23 protein-coding genes and 1 pseudogene are annotated in these 26,123 nt (G+C 40.4%); 14 read left to right on the top strand and 10 right to left on the bottom strand.

All coding sequences use genetic code 11. The annotated features are described in order from the left end of the window. Nucleotide 1 precedes the first annotated feature (1 nt). A complete protein-coding gene (locus tag L0Z67_RS11780) occupies nucleotides 2–736 on the top strand; it encodes an SDR family oxidoreductase (RefSeq protein ID WP_062569799.1) in 735 nt (244 codons plus the stop codon). A gap of 2 nt (nucleotides 737–738) precedes the next feature. Here the strand turns inward: L0Z67_RS11780 and L0Z67_RS11775 are convergent, their stop codons facing one another. Beyond that, nucleotides 739–1,659, bottom strand: coding sequence for an AEC family transporter (locus L0Z67_RS11775; RefSeq protein WP_062569800.1), 921 nt, complete (start codon nucleotides 1,657–1,659; stop codon nucleotides 739–741). 24 nt (nucleotides 1,660–1,683) lie between these two features. Next, complete coding sequence (gene smrB / locus L0Z67_RS11770) at nucleotides 1,684–2,241, bottom strand: endonuclease SmrB (protein ID WP_062569801.1); 558 nt, start codon at nucleotides 2,239–2,241, stop codon at nucleotides 1,684–1,686. A 101-nt stretch (nucleotides 2,242–2,342) separates the two neighbouring features. Between smrB and prmB the strand changes: the two genes are divergently transcribed. From prmB to L0Z67_RS11745, 5 genes are all read left to right on the top strand, one after another. Beyond that, entirely contained in the window at nucleotides 2,343–3,278 is a 936-nt protein-coding gene (gene prmB / locus L0Z67_RS11765) for a 50S ribosomal protein L3 N(5)-glutamine methyltransferase (RefSeq protein WP_054553196.1), read from the top strand. Between the two features lie 65 nt (nucleotides 3,279–3,343). Beyond that, nucleotides 3,344–4,444 carry a chorismate synthase gene (gene aroC, locus L0Z67_RS11760; protein WP_062569802.1) on the top strand — a complete coding sequence of 367 codons (1,101 nt, stop codon included), beginning with the start codon at nucleotides 3,344–3,346 and terminating at the stop codon, nucleotides 4,442–4,444. Nucleotides 4,445–4,676: 232 nt separating this feature from the next. Beyond that, nucleotides 4,677–5,753, top strand: coding sequence for a hypothetical protein (locus tag L0Z67_RS11755; RefSeq protein ID WP_062569803.1), 1,077 nt, complete (start codon nucleotides 4,677–4,679; stop codon nucleotides 5,751–5,753). After that, nucleotides 5,753–6,100, top strand: coding sequence for a hypothetical protein (locus L0Z67_RS11750; protein WP_062569804.1), 348 nt, complete (start codon nucleotides 5,753–5,755; stop codon nucleotides 6,098–6,100). Before L0Z67_RS11755 ends, L0Z67_RS11750 begins: the two co-directional genes overlap by 1 nt. Before the next feature lie 123 nt (nucleotides 6,101–6,223). Continuing rightward, nucleotides 6,224–6,571, top strand: coding sequence for a hypothetical protein (locus L0Z67_RS11745; RefSeq protein ID WP_062569805.1), 348 nt, complete (start codon nucleotides 6,224–6,226; stop codon nucleotides 6,569–6,571). An 89-nt stretch (nucleotides 6,572–6,660) separates the two neighbouring features. On the opposite strand, the gene L0Z67_RS11740 is transcribed toward L0Z67_RS11745, so the two are convergent. Then, nucleotides 6,661–8,667 (bottom strand): fused MFS/spermidine synthase, encoded by a 2,007-nt coding sequence (locus tag L0Z67_RS11740; RefSeq protein ID WP_062569806.1) that lies wholly within the window; start codon nucleotides 8,665–8,667, stop codon nucleotides 6,661–6,663. 130 nt (nucleotides 8,668–8,797) lie between these two features. Between L0Z67_RS11740 and L0Z67_RS11735 the strand changes: the two genes are divergently transcribed. Beyond that, nucleotides 8,798–10,801 carry a winged helix-turn-helix domain-containing protein gene (locus L0Z67_RS11735; protein WP_157066213.1) on the top strand — a complete coding sequence of 668 codons (2,004 nt, stop codon included), beginning with the start codon at nucleotides 8,798–8,800 and terminating at the stop codon, nucleotides 10,799–10,801. A gap of 14 nt (nucleotides 10,802–10,815) precedes the next feature. Here L0Z67_RS11735 and L0Z67_RS11730 read toward each other — a convergent pair whose 3' ends face one another. After that, a complete protein-coding gene (locus L0Z67_RS11730; RefSeq protein WP_338053567.1) occupies nucleotides 10,816–11,658 on the bottom strand; it encodes a LysR family transcriptional regulator in 843 nt (280 codons plus the stop codon). A 98-nt stretch (nucleotides 11,659–11,756) separates the two neighbouring features. Here L0Z67_RS11730 and L0Z67_RS11725 point away from each other — a divergent pair, with 98 nt between their 5' ends. The 6 genes from L0Z67_RS11725 to L0Z67_RS11700 all read left to right on the top strand — a co-directional run bounded on the left by L0Z67_RS11725 (nucleotide 11,757) and on the right by L0Z67_RS11700 (nucleotide 19,560). After that, nucleotides 11,757–12,407 (top strand): glutathione S-transferase family protein, encoded by a 651-nt coding sequence (locus L0Z67_RS11725; protein ID WP_062569808.1) that lies wholly within the window; start codon nucleotides 11,757–11,759, stop codon nucleotides 12,405–12,407. A gap of 200 nt (nucleotides 12,408–12,607) precedes the next feature. Continuing rightward, entirely contained in the window at nucleotides 12,608–15,784 is a 3,177-nt protein-coding gene (locus tag L0Z67_RS11720; protein ID WP_062569809.1) for an HD domain-containing phosphohydrolase, read from the top strand. 87 nt (nucleotides 15,785–15,871) lie between these two features. Further along, nucleotides 15,872–16,441 carry an elongation factor P hydroxylase gene (locus L0Z67_RS11715; RefSeq protein WP_237114286.1) on the top strand — a complete coding sequence of 190 codons (570 nt, stop codon included), beginning with the start codon at nucleotides 15,872–15,874 and terminating at the stop codon, nucleotides 16,439–16,441. Then, nucleotides 16,431–17,573 carry an ATP-NAD kinase family protein gene (locus L0Z67_RS11710; protein WP_237114285.1) on the top strand — a complete coding sequence of 381 codons (1,143 nt, stop codon included), beginning with the start codon at nucleotides 16,431–16,433 and terminating at the stop codon, nucleotides 17,571–17,573. The genes L0Z67_RS11715 and L0Z67_RS11710 overlap by 11 nt, the downstream gene beginning before the upstream one ends. Nucleotides 17,574–17,575: 2 nt before the next feature. Then, nucleotides 17,576–17,851, top strand: a complete 276-nt coding sequence (locus L0Z67_RS11705; RefSeq protein ID WP_062569812.1) for a YfcL family protein — start codon at nucleotides 17,576–17,578, stop codon at nucleotides 17,849–17,851. A 149-nt stretch (nucleotides 17,852–18,000) separates the two neighbouring features. After that, nucleotides 18,001–19,560, top strand: a complete 1,560-nt coding sequence (locus tag L0Z67_RS11700; RefSeq protein WP_237114284.1) for an AbgT family transporter — start codon at nucleotides 18,001–18,003, stop codon at nucleotides 19,558–19,560. A gap of 73 nt (nucleotides 19,561–19,633) precedes the next feature. Here the strand turns inward: L0Z67_RS11700 and L0Z67_RS11695 are convergent, their stop codons facing one another. The 5 genes and pseudogenes from L0Z67_RS11695 to L0Z67_RS11675 form a co-directional block, all read right to left on the bottom strand. After that, complete coding sequence (locus L0Z67_RS11695; protein ID WP_062569814.1) at nucleotides 19,634–20,005, bottom strand: hypothetical protein; 372 nt, start codon at nucleotides 20,003–20,005, stop codon at nucleotides 19,634–19,636. A gap of 81 nt (nucleotides 20,006–20,086) precedes the next feature. Continuing rightward, nucleotides 20,087–20,671, bottom strand: a complete 585-nt coding sequence (locus L0Z67_RS11690) for a hypothetical protein (protein ID WP_209438188.1) — start codon at nucleotides 20,669–20,671, stop codon at nucleotides 20,087–20,089. Nucleotides 20,672–20,915: 244 nt separating this feature from the next. Further along, nucleotides 20,916–22,737, bottom strand: a pseudogene (locus L0Z67_RS11685) (DEAD/DEAH box helicase). A 147-nt stretch (nucleotides 22,738–22,884) separates the two neighbouring features. Continuing rightward, nucleotides 22,885–23,148: a GrxA family glutaredoxin gene (locus tag L0Z67_RS11680; RefSeq protein WP_062569816.1), complete on the bottom strand. Its 264-nt coding sequence runs from the start codon at nucleotides 23,146–23,148 to the stop codon at nucleotides 22,885–22,887. Between the two features lie 110 nt (nucleotides 23,149–23,258). Next, a complete protein-coding gene (locus L0Z67_RS11675; RefSeq protein WP_062569817.1) occupies nucleotides 23,259–23,777 on the bottom strand; it encodes a TlpA disulfide reductase family protein in 519 nt (172 codons plus the stop codon). A gap of 269 nt (nucleotides 23,778–24,046) precedes the next feature. Between L0Z67_RS11675 and L0Z67_RS11670 the strand changes: the two genes are divergently transcribed. Beyond that, the gene (locus tag L0Z67_RS11670; RefSeq protein ID WP_062570041.1) at nucleotides 24,047–24,493 is read left to right on the top strand and encodes an Hsp20 family protein; all 447 of its coding nucleotides are present in this window, start codon (nucleotides 24,047–24,049) and stop codon (nucleotides 24,491–24,493) included. Between the two features lie 60 nt (nucleotides 24,494–24,553). Here the strand turns inward: L0Z67_RS11670 and L0Z67_RS11665 are convergent, their stop codons facing one another. Beyond that, nucleotides 24,554–26,107, bottom strand: a complete 1,554-nt coding sequence (locus L0Z67_RS11665) for a cryptochrome/photolyase family protein (RefSeq protein WP_405128726.1) — start codon at nucleotides 26,105–26,107, stop codon at nucleotides 24,554–24,556. Nucleotides 26,108–26,123: the final 16 nt, after the last annotated feature.

The following is a 26,123-nucleotide window of genomic DNA, read 5'->3' as shown; positions in this document are numbered from 1 at the left end:
AATGAGTTTGAACCCTGTGGTTCTTATCACTGGAGGCGGCCGTGGTATTGGGGCTGCAACGGCTAAGTTATTTGCCGAGCAAGGCTATGACGTGTGTATTAACTATAAGTCAGATCAAGTAAGTGCACAGCAGGTCGCTGAAGAGCTAGAAGCCTTTGGCGTGAATTCATATTTGTTCCAAGCCGATATTGCTGATGAGCAGCAAGTACTCGCCATGTTCGCTAAATTAGATGAGCAAGTTGCGCGCTTAGACGTTTTAGTTAATAACGCGGCGATGATGAAACCACAAATGCCGCTATTAGAGATGGATGCCAAGCGCATTAACGCCATTTTAAGTTGCAACGTCACAGGCGCATTTTTGTGCGCGCGAGAAGCTATTAAACGAATGGATAAAGGCAGTATTGTGAATGTTTCCTCGGGTGCGTCGCGAACAGGTTCGCCAAATGAATATTTAGATTATGCCGCATCGAAAGGTGCACTTGATACGTTTACTATTGGCCTTGCTAAAGAAGTAGCCAGTAAAGGTATACGGGTGAATGCGGTAAGGCCTGGCCTTATTTATACCGATATGCACCGTGATGGCGGTGAAATGAACCGAGTTGATCGTTTAAAATCAAAGTTACCCCTTGGGCGTGGTGGTGAGGCTGATGAGGTTGCCTCAGCAATTTACTTTCTGGCAAGTGAACAAGCTTCATTCACAACAGGCAGTTTTATCGATGTGTCGGGTGGTTTATAAAACTAAAGTAAAATACTTAACCAAACACTAAAGCTGACTACACTTAATACCGTTGAGAGCACCACAGTACTTGCGAGCGTCGCTTGATGCTGCTTAATTTGATTGGCGATTAGGTAAGCGTTGACTCCTAAAGGAGAGGCGCTTAAAAGTACTAAAACGTTCAGTAACGATTGTTCTAGATGAAATACGTAGCCTGCAAAAAAGTAGACTCCGTACGGTAACATGGCAAGCTTGATGATGGTTGCGATAAGTGATGCTTGTAAGTTGTCGGCCACTTTATAAAACGCAAGGTTCGCTCCTAATACGAATAACGCACAGGCAATGGCAGGTTTAGCAAGTAAGCTGAGGCCATTTACTAAATCATCAAAAAGTGTAAAGCCAAGTAGGTTTACAGCAAGGCCGCTACTGATGCTTAATACCACAGGGTTCAGTAGCATGTTTTTAGCAAATGCTCGCCAAGAAAACGTTTGCTGCGATTTAGCACTGAGCAAAAAGGTGAGGGTAAACAAAAGTGCGCTATGAAAAGTAATGATCATAAACACAATGCCGACCATTTGCTCGCCAAGTGCAGCAATAATAATAGGCAAACCTACCAGTACCGTATTTGAGTAACTACTGCCAAGGGCAAAAACTGCGTGATGTGATGCTGCAGATTGTTTCTTAATGCAATAGCGGTCAATAACATAGCCAAGGGTGTAAATAGCCAACACCGGAATGTAAAAGCTCAAAAACCCCGCAACAGACACACTACTTTGTAAATCAGCTTGGGCCATATTTAAAAATAAAAAAGCAGGCACACTAATGTAAAAAGTAAACTTACTTAACCCTGCTATATGCTCTTTCGATAAAAACGTGCTTCGCGAGCTGATGTAGCCACTTAACACGATAAAAATCAGTGGAAAGATAATCGAAAAAATATGCACATTAGGCCTTATGATAAGAAGACGTTAGCGTCTGAACTCGTCACTTTGTGGAAGGTTAATTAAAATAAGTACTGCACCCTTACCACCAAATTCAAGCGGTGCTTGGTGCATGGCAATCACATCAGGGTGTTGTACTAAATATTGCGGTACCTTGTGTTTAAGTATGCGCTCACCAATACCGTGCACAACACAGGCGCAATAGTAATGTTGTTTTTTACACTCATGAATCAAACCCGCTAGCTCGTCTTTGGCTAATTCTTTATTTAAGCCATGTAAATCAAGGGTTAAATCAGGTGGGTAATCTCCACGGCGAAGTTGTTTTGCCAAATAGCTATCGTGACCAGGCTTGACATAACTGACGGTGCCGTGAGTGTCGATATCTGGTACATATTCATCAGAAAAGAAAAATTCTGCCTGATGTTGCTTTTTTTGCTGGGAAAATTGCTTCGCTTGTGACACTTTAGGCTTATTGGTGAATCGAATAGTGTCTTGTTTAAATGCTTTGGCACCACTGATACTCTGACGAAATAAGTCAATATCGTCAGTGCTAATGTGGTTGTTGTCGTGGGGATCTTTTTTCATGGCGGCAGTCTAAACAAAAAAACGCTAAAAATCGAGTAAAAACCAACTGAAAAGACGGTACAATACGCGTCAGAACAGACTTTGAAAGTTAAGGAACATATATGAACCATTTCCAGATAGAAGACGCAATTTTAGACGAGGCAATTGCAGAACTTTCAACGTTGCACGATTGGTTACGTTGGACAACCAGTCAATTTGCCAGCAGTGGTATTTTCTTTGGGCACGGTACAGACAACGCGTGGGATGAAGCTGTTAGCCTGTTATTGCCAGCGCTAAGCTTGCCAATCGACGCGCCAAAAGAGCTAATGCATGCGCGTTTAACCAGCACCGAGAAAAACCGTTTAGCTGAACTAATTGCAGAGCGTATTAATGATTGTACGCCAGTACCTTACCTGACCAACACCGCGTGGTTCGCAGGTATGCCGTTTTATGTTGATGAGCGCGTGTTAATTCCACGTTCGCCATTTGCAGAGTTAATTAACAATCGCTTTGCACCATGGTTAGAAGAGCCAAGCTCAGTTACGCGCATTCTTGATTTATGTACAGGCTCTGCATGTATTGCTATTGCACTTGCGCAAGCATTTGAAGATGCACAGGTTGATGCGGTTGATATTTCTTATGAAGCGCTCGAAGTTGCCGATATCAATATCAGCGATTACATGCTAAATGACCGTGTACTGCCAATTCAGTCAGACGTGTTTAGTGGTGTTCCGGGTCAAAAATATGACCTGATCGTCGCTAACCCACCGTATGTTGATGCTGAAGATATGGCTGATTTACCACGTGAATTCCATCACGAGCCAGAGCTTGGTTTAGCATCGGGTCATGATGGTCTTGATGTTACTCGCACCATCCTAGCGGAAGCTGCTGAGCATCTAACTGATAACGGTTTGTTATTTGTCGAAGTTGGTAACTCTATGGTACATATGGAAGAGCTGTACCCAGGTGCGCCGTTTGAGTGGGTTGAATTCGAACAAGGTGGTCTTGGCGTGTTTGTAATCAGCAAACAGCAGCTTGTTAACTATTTCGCAGATTAACAGCAGATTTTAAAAGCCGAGCCTGAGGGCTCGGTCTCAGTAGTCATTAGGAATGAGGAAAATTAATGGCAGGTAATAGCATCGGGCAACTATTTAAAGTGTCCACCTTTGGTGAGAGCCACGGCGTTGCATTAGGCGGCGTTGTAGATGGCACACCAGCTGGTCTTGAAATTAGTGAGGCCGATTTACAAATTGATTTAGACCGTCGTAAGCCGGGGCAAAGTCGTTATACAACACAGCGCCGCGAAAGTGACGAAGTAAAAATTCTTTCAGGTGTGTTCGAAGGTAAAACCACAGGTACTAGCATTGGTTTACTGATTGAAAACACCGATCAACGTTCAAAAGATTACGGCAAAATTGCCGATGTATTTCGCCCTGGTCACGGCGATTATACCTATTGGCATAAATACGGTATCCGTGATTACCGAGGTGGTGGTCGCTCTTCAGCCCGTGAAACAGCAATTCGTGTAGCGGCAGGTGCAATTGCAAAAAAATACCTAAAACAGTTTCATGGTATTGAAGTGCGTGCTTGTTTGAGCCAGCTTGGGCCAATTAAAGCTGAAGATTACAACTGGGATGAAGTGGAAAACAATGCATTTTTCTTCCCTGATCCAAGCAAGTTAGACGCGCTTGATGAATATATGCGCGACCTAAAAAAGCAAGGTGATTCGGTAGGCGCTAAAGTTAAAGTGGTTGCTAAAAATGTGCCTGTTGGTCTTGGTGAGCCTGTATTTGATCGCCTTGATGCAGAACTTGCACATTCATTAATGAGCATTAATGCAGTAAAAGGCGTTGAGATTGGTGATGGCTTTGATGTGGTTGAGCAAAAAGGCTCTGAGCACCGTGATGAATTGACCCCAGATGGTTTCACATCAAATCACGCGGGCGGTGTACTTGCAGGTATCTCGACAGGACAAGATATTATTGCCTCTATCGCACTTAAGCCAACTTCAAGCATTACCATACCTGGCAACAGCATTAATACTAGCAACGAAGCGGTAGAGATGATCACCAAAGGACGTCATGACCCATGTGTAGGTATTCGCGCAATTCCTATTGCTGAGGCGATGATGGCGATTACCTTAATGGATCACTTATTGCGCCAACGTGGTCAAAACCCACATGTAAGCCACGAACATGGACCAATCAAAGGTTCGATTGATTAACTTGGTTTGATTTAGCAAAGAACTATAAACTTAAAACGCGGCTTGATTTGCCGCGTTTTTGATTGAAAGTGTGAGCTATATATTTTCTAAGAGTGATGTGCTTTATCTTTATATAAACCAATTTATTAACATGGCAATTAATGCAAAAATTTTTTCATTGCGGGTTTATTGAACTGTTCATTTGCATTAGAATCATCACAATTTAGGGACTAATTTAAAAAAGGATATTTTTATGTCAGAACAATTCAACTTGTGTTTTAGCACACAAAGCCGTGCTGCATTACCCATCGATATTAGTAATAAAGAAGCTTATAAACAGTTTCGAAAAGATAATCCCCATATTTTTGGTTCTTTTATACCTGCAGGTACCCCTTTTATTTTGAGTGAACCAGGTTCAAAAAGTGTTAAAAATTTACGTGCTAATCGTCCAGACCTTGCATGTGCTCTGGACAGTGTTAATAGCTGGTCTCAGTCGACTAAACGCAATATCACTAAAATGGCTAATGATTTCGGTAGCGATAATACATTTGCAATCGCAGAGTTATACGAAAAAGAACTCCAGCCTTACCTCAAAGAGATGGCGGATATAATGAGCTATAAGGTTGACTCTATTGCTGCTTCGGGGGCCGCTGCAACTGCTATCAACTCGAAAGAAGCTAGGTTAAGCAATTTTGGTAAAGCGTTATTTAAATATCAGAAGAGCTTAATGGCAATTAGAGCTGCAGCTAAAAATAAAGCGCCTAAGCATGAACTTGTTAAACTAGGTTATAAAGCAAAAGCAGCCCATTTAGAAGTGAACGAAAGATTTACTCGAGAGCTTAGCGCTATTGCAAATCGAGTGAAGAGCGGCAGTAGAGGGAATATTTGGTCTAACCCTCAACGCGGTATCAATATAGCCAAAAGTGCTCGAAATGCTGCACCTATACAAGTTACATCGCTATCAGGTATTCGTAGCCTGCGTTCTTTAGAAGTTGGTTCATCAGTACTTGGTAATGGCTTAATTGCTTTAGATGCAGCGGTACGAGCAGATAAGATATATGGTGATTATAAATCAGGGGCAGATTGGCACAGAACTTTGGCTGTGGAAACGACAGGTTTCGGCTTAGGAACTGCATCGGGTCTTGCAGCAGGAGGTGCAGTTGTTAAGCTTGGAGCGGGTTTAGCTATTGCTGCCGGTCCTGTAGGCTGGGTGATACTTATTGGTGTAGGGCTAGCAGCAGGTTATGTTGCAGCTAAAGTTGGCGACTATTCTGGTCAATCGGCTGCCGGTATGCTCTATGATAAAAGTTCAAATATGAGTTTCTTTTAATGGAAATAAAAAGTGTTTTTGAAGTTTTAAATGTAATTTTTGTATTGAGTTTTTTAATTTCTGGATTGTGTTTTACGCGCTTAACCATTCGTCACTTAGATAAAAAAATCAAAGAGGAAGGTGAAGGAACACCGTCATGGGATAGGGGCGGGATGGGTCTTAGAGTCGGTATGTATGCGGTCACACTGATAAAGAATAAGTCAGATAAAGCATCACTTACAGAGGATGAGATCATTCTACGTCATGCAAGGCCTATCGACCGTGTTCTAGCTTTTTCTATGAGTATAAGTTTAGTGGCTATATTTATATTATGGCCATTAGGGAAATGGCTGGGCTATTTAGTTTAGTATTTGTTTTGGTTAACTTCAGCATTTAGGCATGGAGCTAGATTTAATACATGCAGTTTTTAGTAATGAGCCAACTAACTACAAGTAGCTGTATTATAAAAGTTCAAATATGAGTTTCTTTTAATGGAAATGAAAAGTGTTTTTGAAGTGTTAAATGTAATTTTTTTAGTTAGTTTCTTAATTTCAGGGTTACTTTTTACACGGCTCACAATCCGCCGATTAGATAGAAAAGTGAAAGAGGAAGGAAGCGGAACGCCAAGTTGGGACCGAGGTGGAGTGGGTCTCAGAGTTGGTATGTATGCAGGAATATTAGTTCGAGGTAAGAAAGGAAAAACCCCTCTAGCAAATGAAGATATCATTTTACGCCATGCAAGACCCATAGACCGTTTTCTGGCATTTTTTATGGATATCAGCCTAATTGGTATGATTCTCCTAGGGATAACGGGATTGTGTTTGGGATACTTTGACTAGCAATACCCTAAAGTGGCTTAGTGTTTAGAAATTAATGCAATTTAATAAGCGTGATGATTAATAAAAATCATCGCGCTTTTTTATGCCTGTTAGAATTTTAATAAGGGGAGTAGGCTGTGTTTGCTATCAGTCCACATTGCCAGCTCGCTATGTGGGTAGCGTTTAATGGGTGACAAATCACTGATAGATACACGATTTAAAAAAGCCTGATTATCAGTTAGCACCACCCAATCTGAGCCTATGTCTGATGGGCTATGGCCTTGATAGCTAAACTTTAACAAAGCCTTATTGAAGTGTTGGCTATGTGCCTGTAATACAGGCAGTAAGTCGATATGATTATTTGAAATATGCACAATCAATACGCCATTTTCATTGAGCCTCTGCCAATAAAGTGACATTGCTTCTTGGGTTAGCAAATGCGCAGGAATTACATCACTGGTAAATGCATCAATAATTAAGACATCAAATACTTCGTTCGCATTATTTTTTAGCGCAATACGACCATCCCCTAAGCTGACTGTGAGCTTGGCTTCACTGTTTTCTAAATATGAGAAATAACGCTTTGCCATCTCGACCACAGCAGGGTTTAACTCAAAAAAGTGAATACTATCCTGCTGGTCTGCAAACCGAGCTAAAACGCCTGCACCCAAACCAATCACGCCAATGTTTAGTGCGCTGTGTTGTTGTAGTATGGCAAGTGATTTAGCGACACCAGTATGCTGGTGGTAATAACTTTGCTCAAACTGTTGGTTTGGGTTTAGTGGCTCTGAGCCATGAATCGTGGTGCCGTCAATTAAGCGCCTTTCTTTTATTGATTGAGTGTTTATATCTTTAACCGCTAAATAGCCATAAAAGTTGCGGCTAGTCGCAACGTTATATTGGTTAAAGTTTACCGCTAAAAAACAATAACACGATAGCCAAGCAACGGAGCTGGTTGCGAGAGTGAATTTGAGCTGTTTTGTCTTTGTTCTAGCTTTTAATTGGTAGTAACACACAAAACTAAAAATAACCGCTAATGTAAGTAAATACTCGTCAATTTGGACGAATAGCAATGGGGCAATGAGCGTACTGAAAAGCGAACCTAACACACCGCCAAGGGCGATATAGAAATAAAAAATCGTAAATTGCTCATTTTCAGGGGCCTTGCTTCTAAGCTCACCGTGGCAAATCATGCAGGCGGTAAATAGAATCAGGCTGTAAATTATAAGCTGGGCTAGGGCATTGAATAAGCTGCCAAAATAAAACATCAGCAGGCCTGCAAAAGCCGAAAATATAAACGCATATGCCCACTTATGACGCTGATAATTTGCTTTGTTGGCAAACGTATAACTAAAGGTGAGCAAGTAAATTACAAGGGGCAGTGACCAAAGTAATGGCATGGGTGGAATATTAGTGCTGATCATATGCGTGGTAGATACCAACATGGCTGAGCTTAAGGCACTGAGTAACAGCCATTGACCTTTACCTTTTAATACCGTGATATGCCTAGTTTGAATAGGCGCTCTTGATATGTCGGGTGCTTTTTTTAGTAAAAATATTACAAGAAGTGTTAATAACAAGCAGTAGCTGATAAGTCCAAATAGCCAGTAGGTAGTTTGCTGCTCTAAAGAAAATAGTAATTCATAAACGAGCGGGTAGCTCATTAACGCCAGTAAAGAACCCAAGTTTGAGATGGAATACCAATGGTAAGGCACTTGTGCTGAAGCAGTTTGCACATACCACCTTTGTAAAAGCACGCTGGTGGCGCTTAGTAGAATAAATATTGGACCAATTTCTATAAATAAATTAACAAACACCGCAAGCGTAGGCGGCCACTTTGTGAGATTCGGGGCTGCAAATTTTGTCACAACAATGAGTGTGGCACAGGTGACTAAAACTATATGGGTGACTACCTGCAACTTAATATGAAAGTGACCCATGCTATGCGCATAGAAATAGCCAATAAGTAACATGACTTGATAAAACACTAAACTCGCTGACCAAATGGATGCACCACCACCAAATTGGGGTAGAAGTTGTTTTGAAAGCATCGGCTGAATTTGAAAAATTAAAAAAGCACTGATGAAAATAGTGAGCGTTGATAAATATTTATACATTGTTTTTATTACCTATTTTGACATAACAAAAACAATCTAATAGTCAGAGCAAAGTGACAATGGAGTAACCCTTGAGTTTCTCTTAAGAAAACCTTAATCTTTGATTCGTAAATATTTATTGGAGAAGTAAGTGGCGCGTTATCGAATCGGCAAATTTGCAATTGATGAGAGTCGATGTTTAATTTCATCGCAAGATTATGAGCAAATAGTCGAGCCAAAGGTCATGGATGTATTACATACTCTTTATTTAAATAAGGGTGAAGTGGTAAGCCAAGAAGTAATCTTTGCAAAAGTGTGGCCTAATGCTACCTATAACCCAAGTTCGGTACAGCGTTGTATCGCATTGCTGAGAAAAGCACTCCAAGAAGATGCCAAAAATCCGCAGTTTATAATTACACACCCTAAGCGCGGTTATAGCCTTGAAAAAGTAACAGACGGGCAAGCAAAAACACTAAAAGCGCAATTTTTGCCATTTTTAGTTGTTCTGCTAATTAGTTTTGTTGTTATTGCTTGGCAGCTAATACCTCAAAAGAAAGTAAATACTCACTTTAACCAGTTAATGCCACTCACTTCGAGTGAACTAAATGAAGCTAACTTATCACTTTCACATAGTGGTAAGTACCTCGCTTTTGTGCGAGGCGATAAAGAGAGCCAACATATTTGGATTAAAGAGCTCTTAACAGAGCGAGAGGTGAGGCTGACTGAAGATGCCGCAAGCTACTACGCGTTGGGGTGGTCTACCTCCGATAATGCGATCGCGTTTGTAAAAACCGTAGACCAAACACAATCACTCAACACCTTAAGCATAGATTTATCAAAATTTCTGCCATTAGAGCAAACGACAGTGAGTGTTTTTAGTGACAGCATATTAACCAGTCATCACATAGATTGGGGAGCTGATAAGCTACTCTATTACATAGAAAAAGAGAAACAAAACAACGATACTCGACTTGTCTCACTGGATTTAAACACTAAACAAAAGACACGCTTAGTAACAGCAGCACAACAAGATTGGTTACTTGTGAGTGCGTTATCTAAAGATGGTAGTAAAATCGCATTAGGCATTGAAGCAGGGCAAAACAAATACCGTATTGATGTACTTGACCTTACCAATAGAAAATCACAAACCATTACTGTCATAGAAGATGGTATTCAAGGCTTAAGCTGGCACCCAAATAATCAAGCGTTATTAATTAGTCAACGCAATCAGCTTATTCACTTAGACCTTGATGGTGAGCTACAGCTAATTCCATTTAATAATTATCAAATAATTCGTGATGCACAGTACACATCAAACGCTGAAGCTATTTTGATGGAGTTAGTAAATGTTGATGTGGATATTGTCAGCCAAACACGCGCTAAACCAGACACTCTGACCAAACTCGTTGATACCTCATCAATCGACTTTCTTCCCGTGTTTTCGCCAGATTCTACTCAATTTGTATTTGAGTCACATCGTTTTGGATTAAAACAATTATTTTTATACGACAATGGTAAGCAAACACGTATTTTTTCAAACCCTGATAACCATGAGTTATTTGGCATAGTTTGGAGCCAAGATGCTCAACAGGTTTACACTGCAAGTAAAGATACATTATTTAAAATTGATTTAAGCAGTGGCACTTATGAATCAATTCCTCATGGTAATCACTCTTTTTATTTAAGAGAAATGTATCATTATGAAAACGCTATTCTGGTTTCTTATCGCGCAGAGGATGGACAGACATTTCACCCGGCTAAATTTGATTTAACAAGTCTAACTTTGACACCATTTACAGGCTCAGGGAAACGCTTAAGTTGCTATGGTATGGATTTAGATGAGCAAGATCAGATTTACTTTTCGAACAGTAACGAAGTGTTTCGAGTTAATAGCCGTGGCGATATAGAGACTGTTTGGCAAGCAGCTAACAATGACATCATTGGTATATCTGTAAGTAACCAGCAATTAGCCGTTACCATGGAGTATGCTGATAAAGTCAGCTTTCAGCGTATTGATTTAGCAACTGCCAAAACTGAACGTTGGCAATTAGCACAACCTAAGCAACATATGCTGATCAACAGTGCTCATGATTTAAGTGAGTTTTTATATCTTACAGAACCAATTAGAACTCGCAAATTGGTTAAACTCCAGTAGTTTATTATGCTTATTTATTCCCTAATCAACTCCACAATCTGCTTTAACTGTTCATGGCGAACAGGGTTGTGGGCATGATTACCATACAGTAGCACAATATCAACCATAGGAAGGGTTGGCAGCGAGCCATCGCTGATTTCTTCCACACTCCCTTGCACACTTACTCGCGCCATACTCCCAATGGCGAGGCCTTGTTCAATTAGGCCATGTAACGCACCCACAGAGCCACAACAAGCAACAATATTAAAACGACGCTCGGCTTTTAATAGACCCTCAATACTGGCTTGGTGAAACTTACAGTCTCGTTGAAACAAGGCGATTGGAAGTGGTGTTGAATCGTTAATCTCAAAAGCAGGGCTTTTCACCCACACACCTTGGCTTGATTGTAATAAGTAACCTTCTTCGCTGTCAGGTGAGCGAGTGGCAATTACTAAATCCAGCATGCCTTGGTCGAGCTTGGCTCTAAGCTCAGTGCTTGGGGCGCAGCTTATCTGTAAATCAAGCGCATTAAATTGTTGGTGCAGAGCATCAACAAGCTCTGGTAGTAAAGAATGGGCATAGTCATCAGGACAGCCAATGCGCACACGTAAATTACCTGTGCCTGCTTTTAATTGCTTAAACGCCTCATCATGAAGTGTGATCAGTTGCTTTGCATAACTTGCAAGCTGGTGGCCTTGCTGGGTTAGCACCAGTTGGCGCCCTTGTTTTTCAAAGAGTGGACTTGCTAAATCTTGTTCAAGCTTTTTCATTTGCATACTCACCGCAGATTGAGTTCTACAAATTTGTGCTGCGGCGCGGGTAAAACTTCCCGTATCAACAAAGGCACAAAAAGTTCTAAGGGCATCAATATCCATCATGTATCAGCTTTTCTTATAGGTTGTATAAAAACTATTGGCGAGTAATTAACCGCTCGCTACTTTATAGTGAACTTAATCTACTCGTTAAAGGACGTATAATGCAATTATTTATTGGCAATAAAAATTACTCAACTTGGTCACTTAGAGCGTGGTATTTACTGAGTAAATTCAATGTCTCGTTTGTAGAAAAGCAACTAGTCTTAGATACCCCTGAATTTTATGAAGCGCTAAAAAGGAAGTTTCCAGTGCAAAAAGTACCGGCTCTTATAGATAGCAGTTTAATCGTGTGGGATTCGTTCGCAATTTGTGAATACATCAATGATGCTTATCTAAATGGTGCTGCTTGGCCTAGTGACATAGCCCAAAGAGCAAAAGCGCGGAGCTTAGCTGCCGAGATGCACTCTGGCTTTGCTGCACTTCGTAATGAAATGCCTATGAATATTCGTGCTAAAAGGCATATTGAGTTATCAGAACAAGCTAGAAAAGACATTACGCGCATGGATGAGATATTTTCGGCTCAGCAGCAAAGTTACCCTAATGCGTGGTTATTTGGTGATTTTTCTATTGTTGATGCGATGTTTGCACCTGTGGTGCTGCGCTTTAAAACGTACCAGACTGAGCTTTCGAGTGCAGCACAAGCTTATTGCCAGCATGTACTTGCGTGCCCAATCTTGCAAACATGGGTTGCTAAGGCATTGGCAGAAACAGATATTGTTGAATGTGATGAAGCTGGCGAGGAGCTTATTTAATTAAAGTGAAAAGTAGTTACCTATATTTTGTTATTGCCCTGCTATTTAAATGAACTAATTAATAGCCTTATTGAAAGACTGCATTGCTTTTTGCTGTGAGCATAAATTTTGTAGCTTTCTATTTGTAATACTTAATCATTGGTGTATAAAAGATATACAAGTTAATAATTACGAATTTAGCATAGCAGGGAGTTGCATAGGTGCTGGTAGCTGCTTTTTATAAATTAAAAGAAAAAATCCGTTTCTCTATTCGTTTAACTGTTGTGGCTGTATTTGTGCTTGCAACCTCACTAACAGCAATTATTGCAATCAGCTTGCAATACTATTTTAGCGAAAAAATGGCATTAGAGGCGAGTGTAAAACACTTCAATTTAACCACAGACTCAGTGGCAGGTTATCTCACAAGGATTAATGAAAAGTCCGAAAACACGTTAAGTGTAATGATTCAAAATAGTACCCTTGTTACATCGAATAAAATCGACAAAAGTGAATTACGAAATGTAATGAGCGAGATAATGCAGCTAAATCCTCAACTTTATGCCATGTATGTTGGTTATGAGAATGGAGATTTTTATGAGCTTATTAATTTAGAAAGTAGCAATATCGTTCGTCAGCAGCTTCAGGCGATAGAAGCAGATCGTTGGGTAGTGATACACATTAAAGGGGAGGGAGAGGCCCGAACCCACCAAACTCATTACCTTGATGAACAATTTAATTTGCGTATTTCACAAAGTAAAGCAACTAATTATGACCCTCGTGAGCGGATCTGGTTTAAAAACGCGAATTCAACCCATGTCAGTAAAACGAAGCCTTATTTTTTCACACATTTGCAAGCGCCTGGGCAAACCTATTCTATAAAATCAGCGGATCAAAAAAGTGTATTAGCACTAGATGTGAGTTTGTCGAGTATTTCGGAATACTTGGCTCGTCAGCAAAAAAATATTAGCAGCAAGTACTTAACCGAGTTGTATATTTACAATAAAGAAGGGGAGATTGTAGCCTCTAACCAGCAAAAAAATAATCTTCAGTTACCCACATTAACACAGCTTACTTTGAGCGAATACCAACAAGCTGTGTTGAATAAATACCCCTACCTAACGGTATCAAACGAGACGAATTGGCCACCACTTGATTTTAGTGTTGGCGGGACACCCAAAGGCTATAGCATTGATTATATTAATGGGATTGCTGAGATGCTGGGCTTAAAAGTGACATATATCAATGGTTACGCATGGTCAGAGTTTTTACAGCAATTTGCCAATAATGAGATTGATATTATTCAGCCTATCTTCAAAACACCAACTAATGAAGCGCTGGGGTTGATGAGTGAGCCCATAACAACCTTGCCATTTAGTATCATAACTAAAGAGGGGGAGCTGCCCATTTTAAGTATGAAACAGTTAGCAGGTATGAAGCTAGCGATAGGGGAAGGGTGGTCGGTGATAGAGGTCATAAAAAAACACTTTCCAGATATCGAAATTATTGAACTTGCAAGTACCAAAGCCGTGTTAGATGCCGTTAGTCAAGGGAAAGTTTTTGCAGGGCTCGATAACGAAGCCGTGTTTAAATACACGCAAAAGCAATTTTTTATTAAAGGCATTCAATACAACTATTTGGATGCTTTTAGCCATGATTTATTACCTGACACATTACACCTATTATTTCACCCTGAAGATGCCGAGCTTAAAGGTTTAATCGATTTGGCAATTAAGCGTTTACCTAGTGAGTACTTAACAGCCTTACATAATAAGTGGTTGTCAAATGAGTTGCATGTTACTTCAAAGGTCGTAGGAACAGTACCTTACCCAAAGCTTTTGACGCTACTTGAGCAGAGTGATCAGTTTTCCAAACTTAGGCTTATGACATTAAATGGCATTGAAAAATATGTTTATATAACCCCTTTATCTGCCAATATCAAAAATGGTGACTTTTTGGCAATTGCGGTACCCAAAGAGGGAGTGCTTAGTTCTACACATGAGAAAATTAAGCTTTCTACTTTCATTACAGCCGCTTGTTTAATTATGGTGCTACCTGTTTCGTGGTTTTTTGCTTCACCGATTGTCGGACCAATTAAAACACTGGAAGGTGAGAACTTAAAAATAAAAAAACGCCAGTTTGATCAAGTCTCTACTTTAAAAAGTAACATTAAAGAAATTCATAACTTGGCGTCTTCGATGGTCGAAATGAGCCAATCAATTCAACAACATGAACAAAATCAAAAAGCGTTAATGGAATCATTTATCGAGTTAATAGCGCAAGCTATCGACGATAAGTCCCCGTATACCGCCGGTCACTGTGAGCGGGTTCCTGAACTTGGAATCATGCTTGCAAAGGCTGCGTCAAGCTCAAATGAGCAAGCATTTAAAGACTTTGAATTTAAAAACGATGATGAGTTTAGAGAATTTAGTCTAGCAGCTTGGCTTCATGACTGCGGAAAAATTACCACGCCAGAGCATATTGTCGATAAAGGGACAAAGCTCGAAACTATCTATAACCGAATTCATGAAATAAGAACCCGCTTTGAAGTGTTATGGCGAGATGCTGAAATTGACTATTTACAAGCTGCACGCCGAGCGCCAGAAAAAGAAGGGCAATTAAAGTCACAGCTCAAAGAAAAACAGTCTCAGTTACAAAAAGATTTTTCATTCATAGCATCCTGTAATGTAGGTGGTGAGTTTATGGATGAAGCGAGCCTTGAGCGGCTAGAGAAGTTAAGCAATATCACGTGGCTGCGGTATTTTGATGACAGATTAGGGTTGTCACCGGTGGAGGAAATTCGTCATAGTAATACTGATGAACAACTCCCTGCAACAGAGAAACTATTAAGTGATAAAGCAGAGCACCTAATACCCCATGATAAGCCAATAGAATACGATGAGCGCTTAGGTATTAAAGTGACGATTCCTGAATACAAATACAACCTAGGTGAATTGTATAATTTAAAAATTACACGTGGCACGCTAACAACAGAAGATCGCTTTAAAATTAATGAACATATTATAAGTACTATTCGTATGCTTGATAATGTGCCGTTTCCCGATGAGCTTGCTAGAGTACCCCGTTACGCATCAACTCACCATGAGACATTAATTGGCACAGGGTATCCGCGTAAATTAACTGCTGATAACTTATCTATTCCAGAGCGTGTGTTGGTTCTTGCGGATATTTTTGAAGCGCTTACAGCCGCAGACCGGCCCTATAAAAAAGCCAAACCCTTGAGTGTTGCAATCGATATATTGGCGAATATGGTGGATGAGCAACATGTAGACCGTGATGTTTTCACACTGTTTTTACGCTCCGGAATTTACTTGAACTATGCAAAACGGTACTTGAACCCTGCACAAATTGATGAGGTCGATCTAACAAAGTACCTATAGCTTTTACTTTGACCCTAAAAGTCCGTACAATTCGGCTCGTTTTTAGCGTGTTATTTTAACCCTTTTGACGAGACGAATTCAGCCTGTATGCACCATATTGCCGATTTAATCGCTATTTTTGAAAGCACCTTTTATCAAAGCCATAACACGCGTTTGATAAAGGGCGAAGATGAACCTATTTACCTGCCTGCTGATCAGCAAACACCTTATCACCAAATCGTGTTTGCCCATGGTTTTTATGCCAGTGCCTTACATGAAATAGCCCATTGGCTGGTGGCCGGTGAAGCACGACGATTAAAAGAAGATTATGGTTATTGGTATTGCCCTGACGGTCGTGATAAACAGCAGCAAGCTGAATTTGAAGCGGTTGAAGTAAAGCCTCAAGCTATTGAATGGGCGCTAAGTGTGGCTGCGGGGTTTGCTTTTAATGTCTCGGTTGATAATTTAAATGGTGAACAGACCTGCCGATTTGATTTTCAAGCGCGGGTTCACCAGCAAGTGTTGAGCTTTTTAGCATCTGGCTTTAATCAGCGCACGACAGCGCTACTCAAAGCATTGAGTGATTTTTATAAAACCCCATGGCCATTAACGGCTGCACAGTTTACGTGGCAGCGTGATTTTCATGGCAACCAAGGAGCTTTATCTAATGCAGTTTAAATTAGGTCTGATTGTTAACCCTGTTGCCGGCTTAGGAGGCAGTGTGGCACTGAAGGGCAGTGATGGGGCAGATACGGCAGCAAAAGCGATACAACTCGGTGCAGAGCCCAAAGCTAATTTACGCACCCGTGCAGCCCTTGAAGTTCTTCTAACTCATCAAGATGCACTCACTATTTACACTGTAAACGGTGAAATGGGCGAGCAAACGGCAAGTCAGCTAGGCTTTAATACTCAAGTGGTTTATCAAACAAAAGATATCACAACACCCGATGATACTGAGCAGGCTGCCAAGTTATTAGTTGAGCAAGGTGTCGACCTTATTTTATTCGCAGGGGGCGATGGTACGGCCCGCAATATTTGTCATGCGGTTGGCGATAGCACCCCTGTGTTAGGTATTCCAGCAGGCTGTAAAATACATTCTGGCGTTTATGCTATTACCCCTAAAGCTGCGGGGCGCGTTGTTGAAATGCTCGTTAAAGGTGAGCTTGTTAGCCTTGGCGATGCTGATGTAATGGATATTGATGAAGACGCATTTCGTGAAGGCATGGTAAAAGCTAAGCGCTATGGTGAAATGCAAGTACCTAGTGAAGTGCGTTATGTACAAGCGGTTAAAAATGGCGGCAAAGAAACTGATGAGTTAGTGCTTGCGGATATTGCTGCTTATGTTGTCAGTGAAATGGATGAAGACTGCTTATATGTGATGGGCAGTGGTTCAACCGTGGCTGCAATAATGGAAGAGATGGGTCTTGAAAATACCTTATTAGGTGTTGACTTAGTGGCAGACCAAGAACTTGTCGCTAAGGATTTAACAGCACAGCAATTACTTGAGCTCACAGAAGGTAAAGAAACCAAGTTGGTGATCACCTTAATTGGTGGACAAGGGCATATTTTTGGCCGTGGCAACCAACAACTAAGCCCTGCACTTATTCGTGCGATTGGTCGCGATAATATTATTGTAGTGGCGACTAAAACCAAATTACAGGCTTTAAATGGCCGACCACTGATTGCCGATACAGGTGATAGTGAATTAGACGATGAATTAAGTGGTTATATTCGTGTAACCACAGGGTTCAATGACCATATTATGTATGCAGTGGGTCATCAAGAAGGGCTGCACCCAGAGGAGAAATAACAATGAGTTTAGTAAGTTATATTGATGCAGCGCAGCAATATTTTGATGATTTGGTTGATAAAGCAACCGACGACGAGCTTTTTGCTGGTGGTTATTTACGTGGCCACTTTGATTTAGCCGTTGGTTATGCCCAAGTTGAAGAGCTTAACCTGACGACTGAAGAACTAAATAGCCAAGTAGAGTCAAGCCTCGTAAAGGCGTATCGCAATGGTGAGCTTAATGAAGATGATAAAGCATTAGTGGTTCGCCTTTGGGATGAAGTGAAGTCACTGGCTTAATAAGTGTCTATCAAAAGAATATGAGCGGCTTTTTTGCCGCTTTTTTATATAATCCGTTTACCTAATAAAGGTAATTTTATTAACTTAAAATTTACCTTGTTGTAGAGATACGATAAGGTTAGCAAGACGTTTTTCTAGGGAATAAAAAAATGAATAACAATAATAATTTGCAGGCACAAAGTGGTGCAATTGCACGTTTTTTAAATACAATAGAAAGGGTTGGGAACAAACTTCCTGATCCAGCCATAATCTTCTTAGTAGCTATGCTACTTATTTGGTTATTGTCATGGCTGTTTTCAGGCATGACATTTGACGCTATTGACCCACGTACAGGCGAGGCTATCGTTGTACATAACCTTTTAGCGGGTGACTCCTTAGCTACTTTTTTATCATCAATGGTAAAAACCTTCACAGGTTTCGCCCCTTTAGGTGTAGTGCTTGTTGCTATGTTAGGTGTCGGGGTCGCTGAACATTCAGGCTTTATCAATACGGGTTTAAAGTTAATGCTAAAGGTAACCCCTAAGCAGCTTTTAACCCCGTCGATTATCTTAGTAGCGATAGTCAGCCATACTGCTACGGACGCTGGCTATGTGTTAGTTATTCCGCTTGCTGGGGTTATTTTTTATGCCATGGGGCGTCACCCGCTAGCTGGTATTGCTGCCGCGTTTGCTGGGGTTAGTGGCGGCTTTAGCGCAAACTTTATTCCATCAGGCATTGACCCGTTACTGCAAAGCTTTACGCAAAGCGCGGCGCAAATTATTAACCCTGATATGGCGATTAACCCACTTAATAACTGGTTTTTCACCTCAGCTTCAAGCTTATTTATTATCTTATTAGGTTGGTACATCACAGATAAAATCATTGAACCGCGTTTGCAAAATACCCCACTTGATGGTGACACTGAAGACTTACCAGCGTTTGATGAAGCGCGTAGCGACGAAAAACGTGCGTTTTATATTGCCAGTTCTGTAATGATTGCAGGTCTGGCTTTACTATGGTTTGTATCTGCCCCTGCTGATTCTGCTCTACGTAGCCCAGATGGTTCATTAACTAACTTCCGCTCGCCTTTAATGCAATCTATTGTGCCGCTCATCTTCTTATTGTTCTGGATCCCAGGTGCAGTATATGGCTTTGTGGTTGGTACGTTTAAAAGCTCAAAAGATATGATAGATGCAATGAGTAAGGCTATGGGTAGCATGGCTTACTATATTGTTATGGCATTTTTCTGTGCGCTATTTATTGCGGCATTTAGTAAATCAAACCTAGGGGCATTACTTGCTATTGAAGGGGCGCAATTACTTAAAGCGATGGCATTACCTAGCTCTGTCACAGTGATTGGTATTATCTTTTTAACAGCATTTGTAAACTTGTTCGTAGGTTCAAGTTCTGCAAAGTGGGCGTTATTAGGGCCAATTTTTGTACCCATGCTGATGCAGTTAGGAATTTCCCCTGACCTTTCACAAGCGGCTTATAGGGTAGGTGACTCAAGCTCTAATATCATCACCCCACTGATGCCTTACTTCCCGCTGGTGGTGGTTTACTGCCAAAAGTATGTTAAGGATACTGGTATCGGCACACTTATTGCGATGATGCTGCCTTATTCAATTGCATTCTTAATCGGTTGGAGCATCTTCTTACTGGCGTATTGGGGCTTAGGCATCCCACTTGGCTTACAGTCGAGTTATGTATACCCAGCTGTAGTGCCATAGTAACTAAGATGTGATTTTTTAAAAGAGAGGCCTCATCATGAAAATGGTGAGGCCTTTATTATTTAAATTAAATTTATTTTTCATAGCTAATTATTATTTTTTCGATAGATGTAGATAAAACAGCGCCATTTTTATCGAGAATATTTGTTATACGTATGTCTGGCAGACCGTCCCCAGTAGTATCTTTAATAATTATTTCTGATTCATCATTCAAACTGGTAAAAGTAGAGAAAACAAGGTTATCTTGTTTATTGATCACAAATGGAGAGGGTGTAACGCTCGTTTCTTGTATTTCATAGCTAGTGTCAGTAAAAGCTAAATTAATTTTAAAGTTATCAGTCCATACGCTAGAGTTTAAGTTATCATTTATAGCTGATATCACCGCTGGGTTAGCCTTAAAAGCTAAAGTGATTAAAATAAGTATTAGAGCAGTTAATAGCTTCATGTTCTCTCCTTAACTACCTGTTTGTCTGGATAAATCTAAGATCATCAAAGCATAGTACTTTGATGATCTTAGATGTGATATTTATAGACTGATAGTTGAATTATTATTTGAAGTAGGCAGGTTTTGCTGGTTTTGATCTTGTGCGCCAACATCTGTCGAAGGGCTTGTTGATGAAGCAATACTATATGTGGCACCTGATGAGCTTTGAATCTGTAGCACCAGAATATATGCTGTTGCACTTACTTCAAAGCCAGGGATCAAACCAGTGACCATAAGGTCAACATCCACGGAGCCATCGACTTTTTGCTGTTGACTAAGCTCTTGCATTGCTTCTTTGATTTCCTCTTTGTGTGTTTCGGCATTTGCACCGAAACCAAGCCATCCCCAAAAGCCACTAACGCCACCTGATATATTGTATTCAGAAACCATTTTTTGATATGTACGAGAGCTTTCTAGGTTTACTATCGAAAAATCAAAAGAACCAGACATTTTAGCCCAAGCACCAGCTCCAGATACTGTTACACCGACACCTGAAATAGTCCCTTTCTTTTCCGAGATCTGCCACGTCTCCGCTTCAGTTGATGCAAGCGCAGTTGTATTCGCAGGAGTAGTGTTAGCAACTAGGATTGTTTTTGGATTCGGTAGTATAGTAAGTGTATTTGACATGATAAATCTCCATTTAAGTTTGCTGAGTATTAGTTTGAATAAAGATGTATTCCTTATTCCACAAACTTTATAGCTGAGAAACTCATCATTAAACATTACACACTATTACGAGCAATAAATGAGGGATGGTGTATGGCTGATATTTACTGCTGTAACGCTATGGATCTAAAAAATTTACAGCGCTAAAAACAAAAAAACCTTGTCACTTTCATGACAAGGTTTTTACTTAAAGCTTACTGCTCTATTAGTTCGATGTGAAGCTCACTGGACGGGCGCTCTTTACGTGGGCCGCCACGTTTTTCACCACGATCTTTGTCTTTGAAGCTGCGCTTTTTGTCACCACGATCACCGCTTGGGCGTTCAGAGCGAGGAGCCGCAGGACCTTGGTCTTGCGTTAGCGTCATATTCATAGGACGTTTACAGATAAATACCTTTTGGAAGTGATCAAGCACATCTTTTGGCATGTTCTGTGGTAATTGCACAGTACTGTGACTGTCGTGTAAGCGGATATCACCAATGAACTTGCTTGAAATATCAGCTTCGTTAGCAATCGCGCCTACAATGTTCTTAACTTGTACACCGTGCTCACGACCGACTTCGATACGGTAAGTGTCCATAGGACCCATACTACGGCTGTTGCGTTCACGCGGCTCACGAGGTTTACGCTCACGTCCAGCACGGTCGCCACGATCACCACGTTCGTTACGACGACGATCGCTACGTTCGCTACGCTCACCACGCGGTTGAACTTTAACTTCTTCAACTTTGATCGGTGATTGTTGCTGTGCCAAACAAAGTAGCGCACCAGCTAAATCTTCAAAGCTTAGTTCAAGTTTTTCAGCCATGTTAGCGGCCACTTGATTAAAGAAGGTGATATCTTTGTTTTCAAGTGCAATAGTGAGTTTATCTTGAAGCGCTTTAATACGTTTTTCTTCAACTACTTTTGCTGTTGGTAAATCAACTTGTGCGATCTCTGACTTCGTATGACGAATGATATTTTTAAGTAAATAACGCTCGTTATGTTTTACGAAAAGAATCGCTTTACCTGTACGACCCGCACGACCAGTACGCCCAATACGGTGAACGTAGGCTTCTGAGTCTTGTGGAATATCGTAGTTGATTACTAAGCTTAAACGGTCTACATCAAGACCACGTGCAGCAACGTCTGTTGCAATAACGATATCAACTAGGCCGTTTTTCAAACGGTCTACTGTGCGCTCACGTGCTTGTTGGTTCATGTCACCATTAAGTGGTGCCGCAGAGAAACCTTCGCGCTCAAGTAATTCAGCTAACTGTACAGTGTCGTTACGTGTACGTACGAAAACAATTGCACCATCGTATTGTTCAGCTTCTAAGAAGCGAACGATAGCTTTGTTTTTATGTACATGTGCATTCCAAAATACTTGCTCAACAGTAGATACAGTTGAGTTACGAGCAGAGATATGAACTTGCTCAGGCTCATTCATGTATTTGCTACTGATATTTTGGATTTGCTTAGGCATGGTCGCAGAGAAAAGGCATGTTTGCTTTTCACGCGGTGTTTTTTCCATGATGCTTTCAACATCATCGATAAAGCCCATGCGTAACATTTCGTCTGCTTCATCAAGAACAAGCGCTTGTAAGCTCTCAAACTTGATGGTACCACGGTTAATGTGGTCGATTAAGCGACCTGGCGTTGCAACAATAATTTGCGCGCCACGACGAAGTGCACTTAATTGGATGCTGTAGCTTTGGCCGCCATATAGGGCTAAAACTTCAACTCCACGAGTATGCTTAGCATATTGTTCGAATGCCTCAGCTACTTGGATCGCAAGTTCACGCGTAGGCGTTAAAACAAGGATCTGTGGCTGTTTTACAGACGGGTCAATATTATTTAGTAACGGCAGTGCAAATGCTGCTGTTTTACCTGTACCCGTTTGCGCTAGTCCCAGTACGTCCTTTCTTTCTAGCAATAACGGTATACATTGAGCTTGGATTTCAGATGGAGTCTTGTAACCCAACTCTTCAACTGCTTTAAGGATTGCAGGAGAAAGATTTAGAGATTCAAACGTGACTGGTTCTGACATTAATACGCCTCAACGAATTTAAAGAGGCGCGCATTGTATAGGAAATACAAGGCAATTGCTTGTATAAATTACAACTAATTTGTATGTGGTTGATGTTGGTCATAATTTAATCAGTCCAAAAGTGCCAAAATCAACCATGTTTACAATTTATTGATATAACCCTAAATTTTCTTTTGCGTATGCCTCAAATTCAGTGAAGCCACCAATGTGGGCTTGGTCAATAAAAATCTGTGGTACGGTTGGGCAGGGTTTGCCTGCAGACTGCTCTAAATCAGCTTTACTGATACCTTCTTTGATAATGTCGATGTAACGGTATTTAAAATCGTCACGCTCATTTGCTAGTTTCTCAGCAACGTCTTTAGCACGAACGCAAAAAGGGCAGCCTTCACGGCCAAAAATTACAGTTAACATATCGCTCTCCTCGATGTGAATGTGTTTATCATCTTAACGGATTAAATGAATAAAAACAGTGCATAAAATCGATTGTACTGTTCTGTTTTTTCTCTTTATGAATAATTTAACTACTCAAGTGTTCGCAAGCGTAAGCCTAGTTCAGTTGAGTAACCCATAGAACGTGCTGTAATGGTCAGTTGCTCATCAATCACATAATAGGTGGGGTAAGCAGACACTTTATAATCTTTACCTGTGTTTCGACTGCCCAATAGTACCGGCATGGTTAACTGTAATGAGTCAGTAAACTGTTTTATTTCATCAATATTTTGATAATCAAGAGCGATCGCAATCGCATTTAGCTTACCTTGTTGATGGGCTGTTTCTAAATTTGGCATGCTGTAGCGACAAATTGAACACCAAGGGGCAAAAAAGTACACCACGGTTTGTTTACCTTGTAACTGTGCAATACTGACGCGCTGATTTGGGTCTTCGAGTGTGGCTAAATTAAAATAAGGTGCGGGCGTTTTATCTGTTGAGAGTAAGTTACGTTGCTGAAATGTCGTTACAGCATAAAAAACCACAACTATCAACACGGCAGTTTTTATCACACTGAAAAATTTTTTTAAAAAAGTAGGATTTTTTTTCATTCTCACCTTGTACGTGCTTAGCCTTTTAAAATCAACCTATTCGGACCAGTTTTAGGCTTTTTGAATTTCACTTTTTAGAAAAAACCCCCATTTTTTTTACTAAAAAATCTTGAAAAGAATTTACCCGCCCATAAATAGTTTAGTGAGGACGCCTGATGGGTCCCAAACCAACTAAAGTAATTGAAATTTATAATGTTAATTTAACTTTGTTAGCGTTTGTTCAAACGAAGAACACTAACAAAATATCGCTTAAATATGAGGATATAATTATGCGTACAGTAGACTTATCACCACTTTATCGTTCATTCATCGGCTTCGATCATTTAGCATCATTAATGGATGCGGCAGCACGTACCGACAAGCAGCCAAGTTTTCCTCCGTATAACATCGAAGCACTCGATAAAGACAAATATCGTATCACTATGGCTGTAGCCGGTTTTAGTGACAGTGAATTGACTATTGAGTCAGAAAACAACACCTTAAAAGTCAGCGGTACTAAAGCTGATAAAGAAGATAATGCAGAGCGTAAATTCATTCATCAAGGCATAGCAGAGCGCAACTTTGAGCGTAAATTCCAATTAGGTGACCACGTCAAAGTGCTTGGTGCAGATCTTGAAAATGGTTTACTTAGTATCGATTTACAACGTGAAATCCCTGAAGCTTTAAAACCACGTAAAATTGAAATCGGTAATGGTAACTTACTCGAAAATAAGTAATACCGACCAGCATTGTTCCCTGAATTAGTTTTGCCGCCTCAATTGAGGCGGCTTTTTTTGTTACAGTTTTTCTAAATTATCTAAGCACCACTTGGCACGTTTTAACGTTGCTTGCTTAAGTGACTCATCTTGTTTATACCAATTGTTGTAAATCATTCCAATACGTGGGTTTTGCGATAGCTGTTGTTCGTGCTCTAACATAAAGTGCCAATATAAACTGTTAAACGGACATGCGTCATCAGTTTCTTTTTCTTTAACGTTGTAGCTACAATGCTTGCAGTAATCACTCATTTTATTGATGTAATTACCACTGGCGGCATAGGGTTTAGTTGCTATTAACCCTCCATCTGCGAACTGACTCATGCCACGCGTGTTCGGCATTTCTACCCATTCGATAGCATCGATATAGATACCTAAATACCAAGCATCAACTTCATTTGGATCAATAGCAGTTAACAAGCAGAAGTTACCGGTGATCATTAAGCGTTGAATGTGGTGTGCATAGGCCGTTTGCAAACTTTGTGTAATGGCATGGTGCATACAATTCATGTTCGTTTTGCCGTGCCAAAAATAGTCGGGTAGGGTACGTTCAGCATTCAAGGTATTTTTACTCGCATAATCAGGCATATTTTGCCAATAAATACCGCGAACATATTCACGCCAACCAAGGATCTGCCTAATAAAACCCTCTACTTGTGCAATGTCGATGTGCTGTTTCTTAAAGCTACTTAATACTTGCTCAATGACCTGCATCGGGTGCAGCATTTTGGTATTAAGCGCGAATGATAAGCGACTATGATACAAAGACCATTGATAGTCTGATTGACATGTCATGGCGTCTTGAAACTGGCCAAAGTGAACAAGTAAGTGTTTACAGAAAAAGTCGAGTAATTGTTTTGCTTCCGAGCGCGTAGTTGGCCAGATTAAGGTTTCGTTACACTCTCCAAAAGTATTTATTTTATGTTTTTCTATACGCTTTAGAATATCACTCACATCATGGCTAAAGCACAAAGGTTCAGAGATATTTTTAAGATCGCTTTGTTTTAACTTATTTCTGTTTTGCTGATCAAAATTCCATTGCCCATCAAGCGGTTCATTATTCTTATCCATTAAAATATTAAAGCGCTTACGCATGGCTCGATAGAAAAACTCCATTTTTACATGTTTATCTTTTTTGAAATATTGAGGTATTTCATTAAACGGTAGCAAAAAGTGTTCTGTATCGTACGCATTTACCTTAAGTGAGGTTTGTTTTGTATAATCGAGTAGTTGCTGTTTAAGTCGATATTCATCAGGAGATTGATACTCAATAGTTTGGCAATGGTATTGTTTAGCTAAATTTGTCAAAAGGGTAGCTAGCGAAGAACTGCCAGAGGTTTCATTAAGGGTAAGATGCAGTACATTAAATCCTGCTTTTTTTAATGCACATGCAAAATTTTCCATAGCAGCAAAAAAAGCGGCAATCTTTTGTAGGTGATGTTTTACATAGTCGGTTTCTTGTTTTAGTTCGGCCAATACATACAACACATCTTGCTGATCGTCTTCTTTAAACCAACTATGACTGGCGTTAAGTTGGTCGCCAAAAATAAACCGTAAAGTTGAGTATTGCACTATAGTAAACCTAATTGAC

Source organism: Pseudoalteromonas sp. PB2-1 (assembly GCF_045040605.1).
Lineage (GTDB): Bacteria > Pseudomonadota > Gammaproteobacteria > Enterobacterales > Alteromonadaceae > Pseudoalteromonas > Pseudoalteromonas arabiensis.
This window is presented reverse-complemented; position numbering and strand designations above follow the sequence as displayed.

Coding starts and splice junctions, on each gene's coding strand:
- L0Z67_RS11780 (WP_062569799.1), top strand. CDS start 2: ATGAGTTTGAACCCTGTGGTTCTTATCACTGGAGGCGGCCGTGGTATT.
- smrB (WP_062569801.1), bottom strand. CDS start 2,241: ATGAAAAAAGATCCCCACGACAACAACCACATTAGCACTGACGATATT.
- prmB (WP_054553196.1), top strand. CDS start 2,343: ATGAACCATTTCCAGATAGAAGACGCAATTTTAGACGAGGCAATTGCA.
- aroC (WP_062569802.1), top strand. CDS start 3,344: ATGGCAGGTAATAGCATCGGGCAACTATTTAAAGTGTCCACCTTTGGT.
- L0Z67_RS11755 (WP_062569803.1), top strand. CDS start 4,677: ATGTCAGAACAATTCAACTTGTGTTTTAGCACACAAAGCCGTGCTGCA.
- L0Z67_RS11750 (WP_062569804.1), top strand. CDS start 5,753: ATGGAAATAAAAAGTGTTTTTGAAGTTTTAAATGTAATTTTTGTATTG.
- L0Z67_RS11745 (WP_062569805.1), top strand. CDS start 6,224: ATGGAAATGAAAAGTGTTTTTGAAGTGTTAAATGTAATTTTTTTAGTT.
- L0Z67_RS11740 (WP_062569806.1), bottom strand. CDS start 8,667: ATGTATAAATATTTATCAACGCTCACTATTTTCATCAGTGCTTTTTTA.
- L0Z67_RS11730 (WP_338053567.1), bottom strand. CDS start 11,658: ATGATGGATATTGATGCCCTTAGAACTTTTTGTGCCTTTGTTGATACG.
- L0Z67_RS11725 (WP_062569808.1), top strand. CDS start 11,757: ATGCAATTATTTATTGGCAATAAAAATTACTCAACTTGGTCACTTAGA.
- L0Z67_RS11715 (WP_237114286.1), top strand. CDS start 15,872: ATGCACCATATTGCCGATTTAATCGCTATTTTTGAAAGCACCTTTTAT.
- L0Z67_RS11710 (WP_237114285.1), top strand. CDS start 16,431: ATGCAGTTTAAATTAGGTCTGATTGTTAACCCTGTTGCCGGCTTAGGA.
- L0Z67_RS11705 (WP_062569812.1), top strand. CDS start 17,576: ATGAGTTTAGTAAGTTATATTGATGCAGCGCAGCAATATTTTGATGAT.
- L0Z67_RS11700 (WP_237114284.1), top strand. CDS start 18,001: ATGAATAACAATAATAATTTGCAGGCACAAAGTGGTGCAATTGCACGT.
- L0Z67_RS11695 (WP_062569814.1), bottom strand. CDS start 20,005: ATGAAGCTATTAACTGCTCTAATACTTATTTTAATCACTTTAGCTTTT.
- L0Z67_RS11690 (WP_209438188.1), bottom strand. CDS start 20,671: ATGTCAAATACACTTACTATACTACCGAATCCAAAAACAATCCTAGTT.
- L0Z67_RS11680 (WP_062569816.1), bottom strand. CDS start 23,148: ATGTTAACTGTAATTTTTGGCCGTGAAGGCTGCCCTTTTTGCGTTCGT.
- L0Z67_RS11675 (WP_062569817.1), bottom strand. CDS start 23,777: ATGAAAAAAAATCCTACTTTTTTAAAAAAATTTTTCAGTGTGATAAAA.
- L0Z67_RS11670 (WP_062570041.1), top strand. CDS start 24,047: ATGCGTACAGTAGACTTATCACCACTTTATCGTTCATTCATCGGCTTC.